Source organism: Phytobacter sp. V69 (assembly GCF_965644215.1).
Lineage (GTDB): Bacteria > Pseudomonadota > Gammaproteobacteria > Enterobacterales > Enterobacteriaceae > Phytobacter.
Genome location: NZ_CBFFRL010000026.1, coordinates 21,022 through 36,336, shown reverse-complemented (window position 1 = coordinate 36,336; position 15,315 = coordinate 21,022). Strand labels below are relative to the sequence as shown.

Genomic DNA, 15,315 nt, shown 5'->3' with positions numbered 1-15,315 from the left:
GATAATACAGCTCAGCTAAGGTAAGGCTAATACAGCTAAGGACTCCACTGAACCCCACCGATTAAATCGCACCTTCCCTAATTAATTAAAACAGAAGTAGAGATTTGCAAAACACTCATTGGTTATGAATTGAACAGTCCATGTTCAGAATTCACTCTTCGAACTACTCGGATTGATCGAATCCTGCAATTGTAATCTCTTTCTCCCACCCGTTTGGGTTATGAAACAGGGCTGAGTAATGGATTTGTCGCCAGTGTTTCACGCCTGCGCCGCTGTTGCGGTGCAGTGCATTTTCGGTCTGGTCTCGGGTGACTGGGTCAGCGGAGGCGTGCTGGGTTGCCTGTGGTTTGTTGCTCGCGAACAGACACAGGCAGAGTATCGCTGGATAGCGCAGTTCGGCAATGGACACCGCGAGAATATGCCGTGGTGGGGAGGGTTTGCGTTCAGAGCCTGGGACATTCCGAGTCTGCTGGATATGCTCATACCCATTGCCGTCTGTGCGGTGGTTTATGCGGCAGTAATGGTTTAAGAGGGGCGTTATCCGGGCAGAGTAGGATGACTGCCCGGTAACGCGAAATGTGATTAATCAGCAACCATCCACATGTCCGCTTCTTCGAACATTTCCTCGATCATGCGGTTGAGCCGCTCCTTCTCATTTTTGGTGCAATCACTGTTCAGCGCGTTCGCCTGCATTGGTTTAACTCTCACATCGGCACCGGGAAAAATCCGGTGCACTCGCTTTGTCAACTCAGCCAGAATGATGTCTTTCGCGCCGGGTAAACCCTCAACATTTCTTTTGTCGTAAACGAGCTCAACGAACATAGCTACCTCAGTCAAGTAACTGGTTAAATATACAGTTATTATTGGCTGGTTATTTATACAGTGTCAAGCGAACGCTCATCTAACATCGAAGCGGTGGGGCATTTGTGTCCGGGGGTATAGCTCTGAGGCCTTTAGTCATCAGGGTTACAGAGAATTGTCTATGGGGCACCAGTGGGGCATTTACCATCGGTGAAAATCGCTAAAGTTCGCAAACATGAATTTCGTTTAATCTGTCCAACCGTGATTTACGGCGCTCCTGGACGATATTTGTCGATTTTAAAAATTACTGTTTCATGTTACTAAAATGTAGCAGAGTGAGCTTTTCTCCCTGAAAAGATGAACATTCTGCGTGGCGGGATTTACGCAACAGGAATAGACTGGAGACGTAACCAAACACAAGATGCTAAAGGTTTTTTATGACACAACAGCCACAAGCCAAATACCGCCACGATTACCGTGCGCCGGATTACCTGATTAGCGATATTGACTTGACCTTTGACCTGGATGCCGCAAAAACCGTTGTCACTGCGCTGAGCACTATCTCTCGTCATAGCGCCACCCCGGTGCCATTGCGTCTGGATGGCGAAGACCTGACTTTAGTGTCAATCCATATTAACGACCAGCCGTGGACGCAATATAAAGAAGAAGACAACCAGCTGGTTATTGACGGTCTGCCTGAGCGATTCACACTGCGTATCGTTAACGAAATCAGCCCGGCGGCGAACACCGCGCTCGAAGGCCTCTATCAGTCTGGTGAGGCGCTTTGCACCCAGTGTGAGGCAGAAGGTTTCCGCCACATTACCTGGTATCTGGACCGCCCGGACGTGCTGGCGCGTTTTACCACCAAAATCATCGCCGACAAAGCCACCTATCCGTTCCTGCTCTCTAACGGCAACCGTGTTGATCAGGGCGAACTGGATAATGGTCGTCACTGGGTGCAGTGGCAGGATCCGTTCCCGAAACCGTGCTACCTGTTTGCTCTGGTCGCGGGCGACTTCGACGTGCTGCGCGATACCTTTACGACCCGCTCCGGGCGTGAGGTGGCGCTGGAACTGTTTGTCGACCGTGGCAACCTTGACCGCGCGCCATGGGCGATGACCTCGCTTAAGAACTCCATGAAATGGGACGAGACCCGTTTTGGCCTCGAATACGACCTCGACATCTATATGATTGTCGCCGTGGACTTCTTTAATATGGGCGCGATGGAGAATAAAGGCCTTAACGTCTTTAACTCCAAATACGTTCTTGCCCGTACCGATACCGCGACCGACAAAGATTACCTCGATATTGAGCGCGTGATTGGTCATGAATATTTCCACAACTGGACCGGCAACCGCGTGACCTGCCGCGACTGGTTCCAGCTCAGCCTGAAAGAAGGGCTGACTGTGTTCCGCGACCAGGAATTCAGCTCTGATCTGGGCTCTCGTGCAGTTAATCGCATCAATAACGTTCGTACCATGCGCGGGCTTCAATTCGCTGAAGATGCCAGTCCGATGGCGCACCCGATTCGCCCGGATAAAGTGATTGAAATGAACAACTTTTACACGCTGACCGTGTACGAAAAAGGTTCTGAAATCATCCGCATGATCCACACCCTGCTGGGCGAAGAGAATTTCCAGAAAGGGATGCAGCTCTATTTTGAGCGTCATGATGGCAGCGCTGCGACCTGCGACGATTTCGTTCAGGCCATGGAAGATGCCTCAAACATCGATTTGTCGCATTTCCGTCGCTGGTACAGCCAGGCGGGGACGCCGATTGTCACGGTACACGATGACTACAACCCGTCTACCGAGCAGTACACGCTCACCATCAGCCAGCGCACGCCGCCAACGGCGGAACAGCACGAGAAACATCCGCTGCATATCCCGTTTGACATTGAACTTTATGATAATGAAGGCAAAGTCATCCCGCTGCAGAAAGACGGCCACCCGGTGCATCACGTACTGAATGTCACTCAGCCGGAACAGACCTTCGTGTTTGATAATGTCTACTTCCAGCCAGTGCCCTCACTGCTGCGTGAATTCTCTGCGCCAGTGAAACTGGAATATAAATGGAGCGATCAGCAACTGACGTTCCTGATGCGCCATGCCAGCAATGATTTTTCTCGTTGGGATGCGGCGCAAAGCCTGCTGGCGACGCACATTAAACTCAACGTGGCCCGTCATCAGCAAGGGCAGGCGCTGTCGCTGCCGCTGCACGTGGCCGATGCGTTCCGCGCGATCCTGCTCGATGAGCACATCGATCCGGCGCTGGCCGCCGAAATTCTGACGCTGCCGTCGGCGAATGAGATCGCCGAATTGTTCGAGGTGATCGATCCGATCGCTATCGTGGCGGTACGTGAAGCGCTGACCCGCACTCTGGCCACTGAACTGGCGGACGAAGTGTTGGCCGTTTATAACGCCAATAAGCTGGATACCTACCGTGTGGAGCATGCGGATATCGGCAAACGCGCATTACGTAATACCTGTCTGCGTTATCTGGCCTTCGGCGATGCGCAACTGGCCGACAAGCTGGTGACCGAGCAGTATCACAGTGCAGACAACATGACCGATGCGCTGGCGGCGCTGTCCGCAGCCGTTGCCGCACAGCTGCCGTGTCGCGATGCGCTGATGCAGGAATATGATGACAAGTGGCATCAGGATGGCCTGGTGATGGACAAATGGCTGATTCTGCAGGCGACCAGCCCGGCAGATAACGTGCTGGACACGGTACGTGCGCTGTTAAAACACCGTTCATTCACCATGAGCAACCCGAACCGCGTACGTTCACTGATTGGCGCGTTTGCCAGCAGCAACCCGGCCGCCTTCCATGCGCAAGACGGTAGCGGCTACCAGTTCATGGTCGAGATGCTGACCGAACTGAACAGCCGTAACCCGCAGGTTGCATCGCGCCTGATTGAGCCGCTGATTCGCTTAAAACGCTATGACGCTAAACGTCAGGAAAAAATGCGCGCGGCGCTGGAGCAGCTCAAAGCGTTGCCGAATCTCTCGGGCGATCTGTTTGAGAAAATCAGCAAAGCGCTGGCATAACACGCAGCGGGAAGATCCTGCGTGATGGCAAGCCGGGTTAGCGTGAACAACGCGACCCGGCTTTTTTTATTACGATGCCCGGGCAATGCCGGAGACGTGATGACCGAATATGGGGACCTGCGCGTCACGGCGGTGTAAGGCCTGCCAGAATGTCTCCAGCGCGCTGTCCAGCCGTGTCTGCAAATTCGGCGTAAAACGAGGCTTATGCTGATAATCCACCACCTGGCTGTCATCGGCGAACACGCCATGCAAAATTTCCTGCGCTTTCAATGCGCTCAGAACGGGCTTGAGCGCATAGTCCACGGCCAGCATGTGCGCGATGGTGCCACCGGTGGCGACCGGGAGGACTACTTTGCCTTCCAGCGCCCGTTCAGGGAATAAATCGAGCAGGGTTTTCAGCGCGCCGGAAAACGAGGCTTTATAAACCGGGGTGGCAACGATCAGGCCGTCAGCTTCTTTCAATTGTTCAAGCAGTGCCTGCAGGGCAGGGCTATCGAAGCGGGCATAAAGCAGATCTTCAGGGACGAAGTTATGCAAATGCCAGTGGCACACGTCAACATCAAGGGCTGTAAGGCGCTCGCGGGCATATTCCAGCAGGGCGCTTGATCGGGAAGGGTAACGCGGGCTTCCCGCCAGGGTAACAACTCGCATATTCACTCCTTATAACCAATTACTTCATTTTATCGAACATCGATAACAATTCGTTCAGTGTGGCAGAGGTTTTATATTCCTCTAAATGATTTTTTTAGTGGAAACCGGTTGAAAAATGAATATGCAGAAGGTGCAGAGGAAACGATTGCGCCCAGTTCACGTTTTTTTGCCGCAGGTCAATTCCATTTCTTCGGCTAATCAAAGATAATACGCCCCCGGTTTGCACACCGGGAATCCAGGAGAGTTCATGTACTACCCCTTCGTTCGTAAAGCCCTTTTCCAGCTCGACCCCGAGCGCGCTCATGAATTTACTTTTCAACAGCTACGCCGCATTACGGGTACGCCGCTAGAAGTGCTGGTGCGCCAGCGTATGCCGGAGAAACCGGTGCAATGTATGGGTCTGACGTTTAAAAATCCTCTGGGACTTGCCGCCGGTCTTGATAAGAACGGTGAATGTATCGATGCGCTCGGCGCGATGGGTTTTGGCGCGATCGAGATCGGTACCGTGACGCCGCGCCCGCAGCCGGGCAACGATAAGCCACGTCTCTTCCGCCTGGTCGATGCCGAAGGGTTGATTAACCGCATGGGCTTCAACAACCTTGGCGTTGATAACTTGGTTGAGAATGTGAAAAAAGCGCGTTTTGACGGCGTGCTGGGTATTAATATCGGCAAAAATAAAGACACGCCGGTTGAGCAAGGTAAAGATGACTATCTGATTTGTATGGAAAAAATCTATGCCTATGCCGGTTATATCGCCATTAATATTTCCTCACCGAACACCCCAGGTCTGCGGACATTACAATATGGCGAAGCGCTGGATGATCTTCTGACAGCGATTAAAAATAAACAAAACGATCTTCATCAGACCCACCATAAATATGTTCCTGTGGCCGTGAAGATCGCGCCGGATCTTTCCGAAGAAGAATTGATCCAGGTGGCCGACAGTTTAGTTCGCCACAATATTGATGGCGTAATTGCCACCAATACCACCCTGGACAGAAAACTGGTTCAGGGAATGAAAAATTGCGATGAAACGGGTGGATTAAGTGGCCGTCCGCTGCAATTAAAAAGCACAGAAATTATTCGTCGCCTGTCGCAAGAATTAAATGGGCGTCTGCCGATTATCGGCGTAGGCGGCATCGACTCGGTGATTGCCGCACGCGAGAAGATGGAAGCGGGAGCTTCCCTGCTGCAAATTTATTCCGGCTTTATTTTTAAAGGCCCGCAACTGATTAAAGAAATCGTTACCCATATCTAATCTTTTGCTCACTATCAGACAACCAGGCCTTTATTTCCGGCCCTGGTTGTTTTATATTCCGTGATTGTTGCTAATTTGTACATTTTAGTCTTTTCTTATTTAAGCGAATAAGCGAAGCGCAAAAGGATGAAAAGGGCAAAGGGATGTTTACGGGGAGAGGAGAACGCAATGCGAATTAAACCTGACGATAATTGGCGCTGGTATTTTGATGATGAGCACGATCGTATGATGCTCGATTTGGCCAATGGCATGTTATTTCGTTCGCGTTTTGCCCGTAAAATGCTGACCCCGGATGCGTTCTCTCCCTGCGGATTTTGCGTAGACGATGCCGCCTTATTTTTCTCCTTTGATGAAAAATGCCGCGACCTCATGCTCTCCAACGAGCAGCGCGCCGAACTGGTGCTCAATGCGCTGATTGCCATTCGCTTCCTGAAACCTCAAATGCCGAAAAGCTGGCACTTTACCAGCTACGATGCGCCCTGGTCGCCTGTGGCGGGGGAAGCCGCAAGCGTGGTGATGAGCGACAGTGGAGAAGAGGTCAATCTGCTGGTGGTTGAACCGGGTGAAAATGCCGCACTTTGCCTGCTGGCCCAGCCGGGGGTGGTAATCGCCGGACGTACGATGCAACTGGGTGATGCCATCAAGATTATGAATGACAGGCTGAAACCGCAGCTTAACGCCACCAGTTTCAGCTTTGAACAGGCCGTTTAACTCTCCAGCCGAATTGAGGTCTTAGGTACGCAGCTACAGCTCAGGATGGAACCGTCTTGCGCAATGGCTGATTTCTTCAACGGGCTGACCTCGCCCTCGATCAGGCGAACGCGACAGCAACAGCAAATGCCTGCTCGACACGAATACGGCACCCGAATCCCATTATTTTCCAGCTGCTCAAGTAAGATTTGCTGGTTATTGCCGCGAAAGCTTTGTCCCTGCCAGACTATATACACTTCACCTTCGGTTTGCTGTTCCTGTTCGACAGACTCAACTACCTTGCCCGCGCCATAGTGTTTGGCCGGTGCGCGAGACAGCACCACCACGTCGTCACCCACGCGCACAACCCCACTATTGCGGGCGATCAGATTCTGGCCGAAATCGACATCACCATTATCTTGTGCGGTACGAAAACGGGTTAATGTCGCCAGCGGTTCACCAGAGGGGTGTTTTTGCCCGCGTTCGGGACTGACGGTGGTAAAAACACAGCGGCTGCAGGGTTTCACCACATCAAAGACGACATCACCGATACGTATCACCTTCCAGGTATCTTCTTCCCATGCGCTGGCTCCCGTGACCACCAGGTTGGGGCGGAACTGCTCCATCTGTACGCTTGCAGGACAGCGACTTTGTAAATCCCGCAGCGAGGCTTCGTTGGTCAATAAGAACGGAAAACCGTCGGCAAACGAGAGTGGCACATCTTCGTGGCGTTTTACCCGGCGCGTGGTTTGTGGGCCTACCCAGCGGAGCTGAACGTCGCGGGCGAAAAAACCGCTAAGCCACTGATTGATGTGTTCCGGGGCAACCCGGGCAGTAAAATGATTCCCCCACACTTCCGTTGGCTCGCCCTGAGGCGCAAAATCGCTAAAACGCACTACGGCGCTGCTACCATCCGGTGCGGTTAAATGCAGGCCATCCGTCAGGGGAGAGGGAAGAAAACGGACCATCTGAGGAAATTGTCGTGCGGTAATAAAGGTGCCATCCGGTTCGGTCACCATAAAAATGCGATCGAAGGACAATCCGCTGGTGTCTGCCAGCGCATGCGTCAGGCCAATACCCCGCATGGATTTCACGGGATGGATAAAAAGACGCGAAAGCGTTGCCACGTCATTTCCTCTGTGAACGAAAATAAGCCCTCAACTTTATGACATGAACGTCAGATTGGCTATAATGCGCAACAATTTTCTACATCAATAAGTGATTTTATGATTTCTCTGTTTGCCAGTACGGCCCGTGGGCTGGAAGAGCTATTAAAAACTGAACTGGAAAACCTGGGCGCGCAAGAGTGCCGGGTGGTTCAGGGGGGCGTCCATTTCCATGGTGACACGCGGCTGATTTACCAAAGCCTGATGTGGAGTCGTCTGGCCTCGCGAATCATGATGCCGCTTGGTGAGTGCAAGGTTTACAGCGATCTGGACCTTTACCTCGGCGTGCAGGTGATTCCGTGGACGGAGATTTTCAACGCGGATGCCACCTTCGCCGTGCATTTTAGCGGCCTGAATGATGAGATTCGTAACAGCCAGTACGGCGCGCTGAAAGTCAAAGACGCCATCGTCGACAGCTTTACCCGCAATAATCTGCCGCGTCCGAACGTTGACCGTGAATCACCGGATTTACGCATTAACGTCTGGCTGAATAAAAAGACGGCCAGCATTGCCCTCGATCTGAGCGGGGAAGGCCTGCACGTGCGTGGCTATCGTGACGGCACCGGTATGGCGCCCATCAAAGAAAACCTCGCGTCGGCAATCGTGATGCGTTCAGGCTGGCAGCCGGGCACGCCGCTGCTCGATCCTATGTGTGGTTCCGGCACCCTGCTGATTGAAGCGGCAATGTGGGCAACCGATCGCGCACCAGGTTTACACCGCGGACGCTGGGGTTTTGGCGGCTGGGCACAGCATGACGAGGCCATCTGGCAGGAAGTGAAAGCCGACGCACAGGCCCGCGCGCGCCAGGGACTGGCTAACTACAGCTCGCATTTTTACGGATCGGATAACGATCCTCGTGTCATTGAACGTGCGCAGCGTAACGCCCGTCGTGCCGGGGTGGGTGAGCTGGTCACCTTTGAAGTCAAAGATGTGGCGCAGTTAAGCAACCCGCTGCCGAAAGGGCCTTACGGTACCGTTATCAGCAACCCGCCGTACGGCGAGCGTCTGGAAAGCGAACCAGCGCTGATTGCGCTGCACAGCCTGCTGGGGCGGACGTTGAAATCGCAGTTTGGCGGCTGGAACCTGTCTCTGTTCAGCGCCTCTGTTGATTTGCTCAACTGCCTGCAATTACGCGCCGATCGCCAGTTCAAGGCCAAAAACGGCCCGCTGGATTGCGTGCAGAAAAACTACCACCTGGCGGAAAACACCGGTGAAGCGAAAGCACCGGCGATGGCCGAAGACTACGCTAACCGCCTGCGTAAGAATCTTAAGAAACTGGAAAAATGGGCGCGTCAGGAAGGCATTGAATGCTATCGCCTGTACGATGCCGATCTGCCGGATTACAACGTGGCAGTCGACCGCTACGGCGACTGGGTCGTGGTGCAAGAGTACGCACCGCCAAAAACCATTGATGCGCAAAAAGCGCGTCAGCGTCTGTTCGACATCATTGCCGCCACCATCGCCGTACTGGAGATTGCGCCAAACAAACTGGTGCTGAAAACCCGTGAGCGTCAGAAAGGGGCTAACCAGTATCAGAAGATGAATGAAAAGGGTGAATTCCTGGAGGTGAGCGAATACAACGCGAAACTGTGGGTAAACCTGACGGATTATCTCGATACGGGTCTGTTCCTCGATCACCGCATCGCGCGTCGTATGCTCGGCCAGATGAGTAAAGGTAAAGACTTCCTGAACCTGTTCGCTTATACCGGCAGTGCCAGCGTGCACGCGGGCTTAGGCGGCGCACGCAGCACCACGACGGTGGATATGTCACGTACCTATCTGGAGTGGGCGGAGCGCAACTTGCGTCTTAACGGCCTAACCGGTCGTCCTCATCGTCTGTTGCAGGCCGATGTGCTGGCCTGGCTGCGCGAAACCGATGAACAGTTCGATCTGATTTTTATCGATCCGCCGACGTTCTCGAACTCGAAACGTATGGAAGACTCGTTCGACGTTCAGCGCGATCACATTACGCTGATGAAAGATCTTAAACGTCTGCTGCGTAAAGGCGGCACGATCATGTTCTCAAACAACAAACGCGGTTTCCGTATGGATACTGACGGGCTGGCTAAGCTTGGGCTCAAAGCACAAGAAATTACCCAAAAAACGCAGTCGCAAGATTTCGCCCGTAACCGTCAGATTCACAACTGCTGGCTGATTACCGCAGCCTGAAAGGATAAATAGATGTCATTAATCAGTATGCATGGCGCATGGCTGTCGTTCAGCGATGCCCCCCTTCTCGATAATGCCGAACTGCATATCGAGGACAACGAGCGCGTCTGTCTGGTAGGCCGTAACGGCGCGGGCAAATCAACGCTGATGAAAATCCTCAACCGTGAACAGGGGCTGGATGACGGACGCATCGTGTATGAGCAGGATTTGATCGTCGCGCGTTTGCAGCAGGATCCACCGCGTAACGTCGCGGGCAGCGTCTACGATTTTGTCGCCGAAGGGATTGAAGAGCAGGCGGAATACCTCAAGGGCTATCACGACATTTCGCATCTGGTGATGACAGATCCGAGCGACAAAAACCTGAACGAAATGGCGCGCCTGCAGGAACTGCTGGACCACCACGGTCTGTGGCAGCTGGAAAACCGCATTAACGAAGTGCTGGCACAGCTTGGTCTGGAAGCTGACATGCCGCTGGCGTCACTTTCTGGTGGCTGGCTGCGTAAGGCGGCGCTGGGCCGTGCGCTGGTCAGCGGGCCGAAAGTGCTGTTGCTCGATGAACCGACTAACCACCTCGATATTGAAACCATCGACTGGCTGGAAGGGTTCCTGAAAACATTCGGCGGCACCATTATCTTTATTTCGCACGACCGTTCCTTTATTCGCAATATGGCGACCCGCATCGTCGATCTGGATCGCGGCAAGCTGGTGACTTATCCTGGCGATTACGACACCTATCTGCTGGAAAAAGAAGAAAACCTGCGCGTTGAAGAGCTGCAGAATGCGGAATTCGACCGCAAGCTGGCGCAGGAAGAAGTCTGGATCCGCCAGGGCATCAAGGCGCGTCGTACCCGTAATGAAGGCCGCGTGCGCGCTTTGAAAGCCATGCGTCGCGAGCGCAGCGAACGACGTGAGGTGATGGGCAGCGCGAAGATGCAGGTTGAGGAAGCAAGCCGCTCGGGCAAAATCGTCTTCGAGATGGAAAACGTCGACTATCAGGTGGACGGTAAAGTGCTGGTTAAAGACTTCTCTGCGCAGGTCCAGCGTGGTGACAAGATTGCCCTGATTGGGCCGAACGGCTGTGGTAAAACTACGCTGCTTAAGCTGATGCTCAGCCAGTTGCAGGCCGACAGCGGTCGCATTCATTGTGGTACCAAGCTGGAAGTGGCCTACTTTGACCAACACCGCGCAGAGCTCGATCCAGACAGAACGGTGATGGACAACCTGGCGGAAGGTAAGCAGGAAGTGATGGTCAACGGGAAGCCACGTCATGTGCTGGGCTACCTGCAGGACTTCCTTTTCCACCCGAAACGGGCGATGACCCCGGTTCGTGCGCTTTCTGGCGGTGAACGTAACCGACTGCTGCTGGCGCGTTTGTTCCTCAAACCCAGTAACTTATTGATTCTCGACGAACCGACGAACGATTTGGATGTCGAAACGCTGGAACTGCTTGAAGAGCTAATCGACAGCTACCAGGGAACCGTTATGCTGGTTAGCCACGATCGTCAGTTTGTGGATAACACCGTGACCGAGTGCTGGATTTTTGAAGGGGCAGGGCGGATTGGCCAGTATGTGGGTGGCTATCACGATGCGCGCGGTCAGCAGTCAGCATCGCAGGCGCACAAAGCGGCAGCCGAGAAAAAATCCGCCGAAGTATCGGTAAACAAAACAGAAACTGTTAAACGAGCCAGAAACAAACTAAGCTATAACCTGCAACGTGAGCTGGAACAATTGCCGCAAAAGCTGGAAACTCTGGAAGCGGCACTGGAAACACTGCAGGCGCAGGTGGCGGATGCCAGCTTTTTCAGTCAGCCTCACGACCACACGCAGAAAGTATTAGCCGAACTGGCTTCGGCGGAGCAGGCGCTGGAGCAAGCGTTTGAACGCTGGGAGTATCTGGAGGCATTAAAAAACGGCGCATAACTCAGGAAGCCAGTATGTGTGAACATCACCACGCCACCAGGCATATTTTGTGTACGCAGTGTGATCTATTGGTGGCTTTGCCGTTGTTGCAGCATGGTCAGAAAGCGGCGTGTCCTCGCTGTGGTACGACATTGACCACGGAATGGGATGAGCCCAGACAACGTCCCACCGCGTATGCGCTGGTGGCGTTGTTTATGCTACTGCTTTCCAATCTGTTCCCGTTTGTGAATATGAAAGTGGCAGGCGTCACCAGTGAGGTGACGCTGCTGGAGATCCCTGGCGTTATGTTCTCGGAAGATTACGCCAGCCTCGGGACGCTCTTCTTACTTTTCGTGCAGATGGTCCCGACGTTTTGCCTGGTGACCATCCTGCTGCTCGTCAATCGCGTGCCGCTGTCACTGCGGGTTAAAACGTTCCTGGCACGTATCCTTTTTCAGCTCAAAACCTGGGGCATGGCGGAGATTTTTCTGGCCGGCGTACTGGTGAGTTTTGTCAAACTGATGGCCTACGGAGATGTGGGCATCGGTAGCAGCTTTATTCCCTGGTGTCTGTTTTGCCTGTTACAGTTGCGTACCATGCAGTGTGTAGACCGCCACTGGTTGTGGGATGATATCTCCCCGACGCCAGTACCGATGGTACCGCTGCGCGTGGGGGTGTCGGGTATTCATCAAGGGTTACGCAGTTGCCCGTGCTGCACCGCCATTGTGGCGGCTGACGAACCTGTCTGCCCGCGCTGTCATACCAAAGGCTATGTCCGGCGCAGAAACAGCCTGCAGTGGACGATGGCACTGCTGGTGACCTCAATCCTGCTGTACCTGCCTGCCAACATTCTGCCGATCATGATTACCGATTTGCTGGGTGACCAGATGCCGTCAACCATTATCGCCGGGGTGATTTTCCTCTGGAGCGAAGGATCGTATCCGGTAGCGCTGGTTATCTTTATCGCCAGTATTATGGTGCCGACGCTCAAAATGATCGCCATTGCCTGGCTATGCTGGGATGCCAAAGGCCATGGTCGCCGGGACAGTGAGCGAATGCACTTTGTTTATGAAATTGTCGAATTTGTCGGTCGCTGGTCGATGATTGATGTGTTTGTCATCGCCGTGCTGTCCGCGCTGGTACGCATGGGAGGATTAATGAATATTTATCCGGCCATGGGGGCGCTGATGTTTGCGCTGGTCGTTATCATCACAATGTTTGCGGCAATGACGTTCGATCCCCGCCTGAGTTGGGATCGCGAGCCTGAATCGAGCCATGAGGAGTCGTAAGAACATGGAGAAAACCAGTGGGGAGGCGAAAGTGCAGAAAGTCAAAAACTGGTCGCCGGTATGGATATTCCCGATAGTCACGGCCCTGATCGGCGCGTGGATCCTCTTTTACCATTACAGCCATCAGGGGCCGGAAGTGACGCTGATCACCACCAACGCGGAGGGTATTATCGGCGGTAAAACGACGATCAAAAGCCGCAGCGTGGATGTTGGGGTGGTGGAGAGCACGACGCTGACCGATGATCTCACCCATGTGGAGATCAAAGCGCGCCTGAACACAGGGATGGAAAAGCTGCTCTACAACGACTCCGTTTTCTGGGTGGTCAAACCGCAGGTAGGACGTGAAGGGATCAGTGGGCTGGGAACCTTGCTTTCCGGTGCCTACATTGAACTCCAGCCGGGGAAAAAGGGCAATCAGCCAGAGAGATATAACCTGCTGGATTCGCCGCCTCTGGCGCCGCCGGATGCCAAAGGGATTCGGGTTATCCTCGACAGTAAAAAGGCGGGGCAGCTTTCTCCGGGCGACCCGGTGCTTTTTCGTGGTTACCGTGTTGGCTCGGTAGAAACCAGTACTTTTGATACGCAAAAACGCACCATCAGCTATCAGCTCTTTATCAATGCGCCAAACGATCGTCTGGTCACCAGCAACGTGCGTTTCTGGAAAGACAGCGGTATCGCCGTGGACTTAACCTCTGCGGGGATGCGGGTTGAGATGGGCTCGCTCAGTACTCTGTTTGGCGGCGGCGTGAGTTTTGATGTGCCGGAAGGCAATGAACTGGGTGAACCTGTCGCCGAGAAAACGGCCTTTATGCTGTATGACGACCAGCGGAGCATTCAGGAATCGCTCTATACCGAACACATCGACTATCTGATGTTCTTCAAAGATTCGATTCGCGGCCTGCAGCCAGGCGCCCCGGTCGAGTTCCGCGGGATTCGCCTGGGGACGGTGGCGAAAGTGCCGTTCTTCACGCCTGAGATGCGCCAGAAACTGAATGACGACTACCGGATACCTATCCTCATTCGTATCGAGCCTGAGCGTCTCGTAAGCCAGTTTGGCGGCGATCCGAATGTCGATCAGCATATTACCGAGCTAATGAAACGTGGCCTGCGTGCGGCGCTGAAAACCGGCAATATTGTGACTGGCGCACTGTATGTGGATCTCGATTTCTATCCGAAAGCGCCACCGGTGACGGATATGCCGGAATTCGGTGGGTACCGGATCATCCCGACGGTGAGCGGTGGTCTGGCGCAGATTCAGCAAAAGCTAATGGATACGCTGGATAAGATTAACAATCTGCCGCTGAATCCGATGATCGAGCAGGCGACCAATGCGCTGACGGAAAGTCAGCAGACGATGCGCCGTCTGCAAACGACAATCGATAATCTGAACAAGCTGACCGCCAGCCAGTCGATGCAGCAGCTGCCAGCGGATATGCAAAATACGCTGCGCGAGCTCAACCGAAGCATGCAGGGCTTCCAGCCGGGTTCCGCTGCGTACAACAAGATGGTAGCAGATATGCAGCGTCTTGATCAGGTTTTGCGCGAACTGCAGCCGGTGCTCAAAACGCTAAACGATAAGAGCAATGCGCTGGTATTTGAAGCTAAGGGCAAAGACGATCCGCAGCCGAAGAGGGCGAAACAATGAAAAAGGGAACGATAGCGCTTCTGGTCATGCTCCTGACGGCCTGTAGCTCCAGCGGGGATAATAAGAGCTACTATCAGCTGCCCTCACCGCCGCAGACGCCTGTGGCGCAAAGCGCTGCGAATGGGCAACATTTGCTGTGGGTTGAGCAGGTATCGGTGCCGGATTATCTTGCAGGCAATGGCGTGGTCTACCAGACAAGCGATGTGCAATACGTGATTGCCACCAACAATCTGTGGGCAAGCCCGCTGGATCAACAGCTACGTACGACGCTGGTAGCGAATTTAAGCAATCAGCTGCCGGGCTGGGTTGTGGCATCGCAACCGTTAGGTACAGAGCAGGACACGCTGAATGTCACGGTGACCGGTTTTCACGGTCGCTATGACGGGCGGGTTATCGTCAGCGGCGAATGGCTGGTTAATCATCGCGGGCAGCTAATTAAGCGTCCTTTCCACATTGAGCTCAAACAGCAGCAGGATGGCTACGACGAGATGGTGAAGATGCTGGCCCTGGCCTGGCAGCAGGAAGCGAGCAGTATTGCCAGCGAGCTTAAACGCCTGCCATAGAGAAATTTAATGCATCAAAAAGCCGTCAGAGCACTATTGCCTGGCGGCTTTTTTTTATTTTAGTACTCAGTTTGTTACTTGTGCTGGCTCACAGTTTTTGTACAAATGAACTTCTAATTAGTTCACATTTATGA

Annotated in this window: 12 protein-coding genes; 9 read left to right on the top strand and 3 right to left on the bottom strand. The window is 53.6% G+C overall.

All coding sequences use genetic code 11. The features are described 5' to 3' along the window. Window positions 1-238 precede the first annotated feature (238 nt). Window positions 239-529 carry a hypothetical protein gene (locus ACSZPU_RS05800; RefSeq protein WP_498996437.1) on the top strand — a complete coding sequence of 97 codons (291 nt, stop codon included), beginning with the start codon at window positions 239-241 and terminating at the stop codon, window positions 527-529. 53 nt (window positions 530-582) lie between these two features. On the opposite strand, the gene ACSZPU_RS05795 is transcribed toward ACSZPU_RS05800, so the two are convergent. Next, window positions 583-822: a DinI family protein gene (locus ACSZPU_RS05795; protein WP_498996434.1), complete on the bottom strand. Its 240-nt coding sequence runs from the start codon at window positions 820-822 to the stop codon at window positions 583-585. 416 nt (window positions 823-1,238) lie between these two features. On the opposite strand from ACSZPU_RS05795, the gene pepN reads away from it, so the two are divergent. Then, window positions 1,239-3,851: an aminopeptidase N gene (gene pepN / locus ACSZPU_RS05790; protein ID WP_498996433.1), complete on the top strand. Its 2,613-nt coding sequence runs from the start codon at window positions 1,239-1,241 to the stop codon at window positions 3,849-3,851. 69 nt (window positions 3,852-3,920) lie between these two features. Here pepN and ssuE read toward each other — a convergent pair whose 3' ends face one another. After that, window positions 3,921-4,502 (bottom strand): NADPH-dependent FMN reductase, encoded by a 582-nt coding sequence (gene ssuE, locus ACSZPU_RS05785; protein WP_498996431.1) that lies wholly within the window; start codon window positions 4,500-4,502, stop codon window positions 3,921-3,923. Window positions 4,503-4,749: 247 nt separating this feature from the next. On the opposite strand from ssuE, the gene pyrD reads away from it, so the two are divergent. Beyond that, window positions 4,750-5,760 carry a quinone-dependent dihydroorotate dehydrogenase gene (gene pyrD / locus ACSZPU_RS05780; protein WP_498996428.1) on the top strand — a complete coding sequence of 337 codons (1,011 nt, stop codon included), beginning with the start codon at window positions 4,750-4,752 and terminating at the stop codon, window positions 5,758-5,760. 168 nt (window positions 5,761-5,928) lie between these two features. Further along, complete coding sequence (gene zapC, locus ACSZPU_RS05775) at window positions 5,929-6,471, top strand: cell division protein ZapC (protein ID WP_498996425.1); 543 nt, start codon at window positions 5,929-5,931, stop codon at window positions 6,469-6,471. On the opposite strand, the gene ACSZPU_RS05770 is transcribed toward zapC, so the two are convergent. After that, complete coding sequence (locus tag ACSZPU_RS05770) at window positions 6,468-7,577, bottom strand: YcbX family protein (RefSeq protein WP_498996423.1); 1,110 nt, start codon at window positions 7,575-7,577, stop codon at window positions 6,468-6,470. The genes zapC and ACSZPU_RS05770 overlap by 4 nt on opposite strands. A gap of 99 nt (window positions 7,578-7,676) precedes the next feature. Here ACSZPU_RS05770 and rlmKL point away from each other — a divergent pair, with 99 nt between their 5' ends. From rlmKL to pqiC, 5 genes are read left to right on the top strand one after another with little or no spacing between them, the layout of a single operon-like run. Continuing rightward, complete coding sequence (gene rlmKL, locus ACSZPU_RS05765; protein WP_498996421.1) at window positions 7,677-9,785, top strand: bifunctional 23S rRNA (guanine(2069)-N(7))-methyltransferase RlmK/23S rRNA (guanine(2445)-N(2))-methyltransferase RlmL; 2,109 nt, start codon at window positions 7,677-7,679, stop codon at window positions 9,783-9,785. Window positions 9,786-9,797: 12 nt separating this feature from the next. After that, window positions 9,798-11,705: an ABC transporter ATP-binding protein gene (locus ACSZPU_RS05760; protein ID WP_498996419.1), complete on the top strand. Its 1,908-nt coding sequence runs from the start codon at window positions 9,798-9,800 to the stop codon at window positions 11,703-11,705. A gap of 14 nt (window positions 11,706-11,719) precedes the next feature. Next, window positions 11,720-12,973 (top strand): membrane integrity-associated transporter subunit PqiA, encoded by a 1,254-nt coding sequence (gene pqiA, locus ACSZPU_RS05755; RefSeq protein ID WP_498996417.1) that lies wholly within the window; start codon window positions 11,720-11,722, stop codon window positions 12,971-12,973. Between the two features lie 4 nt (window positions 12,974-12,977). Next, complete coding sequence (gene pqiB / locus ACSZPU_RS05750; protein WP_498996415.1) at window positions 12,978-14,618, top strand: intermembrane transport protein PqiB; 1,641 nt, start codon at window positions 12,978-12,980, stop codon at window positions 14,616-14,618. Further along, entirely contained in the window at window positions 14,615-15,181 is a 567-nt protein-coding gene (pqiC, locus tag ACSZPU_RS05745; RefSeq protein ID WP_498996413.1) for a membrane integrity-associated transporter subunit PqiC, read from the top strand. The genes pqiB and pqiC overlap by 4 nt, the downstream gene beginning before the upstream one ends. Window positions 15,182-15,315 lie beyond the last annotated feature (134 nt).

Excerpts from the sequence above, each read along its gene's own strand:
- ssuE (WP_498996431.1), bottom strand. The coding sequence starts at position 4,502 with ATGCGAGTTGTTACCCTGGCGGGAAGCCCGCGTTACCCTTCCCGATCA.
- pqiC (WP_498996413.1), top strand. The coding sequence starts at position 14,615 with ATGAAAAAGGGAACGATAGCGCTTCTGGTCATGCTCCTGACGGCCTGT.
- pepN (WP_498996433.1), top strand. The coding sequence starts at position 1,239 with ATGACACAACAGCCACAAGCCAAATACCGCCACGATTACCGTGCGCCG.
- pqiB (WP_498996415.1), top strand. The coding sequence starts at position 12,978 with ATGGAGAAAACCAGTGGGGAGGCGAAAGTGCAGAAAGTCAAAAACTGG.
- pqiA (WP_498996417.1), top strand. The coding sequence starts at position 11,720 with ATGTGTGAACATCACCACGCCACCAGGCATATTTTGTGTACGCAGTGT.
- pyrD (WP_498996428.1), top strand. The coding sequence starts at position 4,750 with ATGTACTACCCCTTCGTTCGTAAAGCCCTTTTCCAGCTCGACCCCGAG.
- ACSZPU_RS05760 (WP_498996419.1), top strand. The coding sequence starts at position 9,798 with ATGTCATTAATCAGTATGCATGGCGCATGGCTGTCGTTCAGCGATGCC.
- ACSZPU_RS05800 (WP_498996437.1), top strand. The coding sequence starts at position 239 with ATGGATTTGTCGCCAGTGTTTCACGCCTGCGCCGCTGTTGCGGTGCAG.
- rlmKL (WP_498996421.1), top strand. The coding sequence starts at position 7,677 with ATGATTTCTCTGTTTGCCAGTACGGCCCGTGGGCTGGAAGAGCTATTA.
- zapC (WP_498996425.1), top strand. The coding sequence starts at position 5,929 with ATGCGAATTAAACCTGACGATAATTGGCGCTGGTATTTTGATGATGAG.
- ACSZPU_RS05795 (WP_498996434.1), bottom strand. The coding sequence starts at position 822 with ATGTTCGTTGAGCTCGTTTACGACAAAAGAAATGTTGAGGGTTTACCC.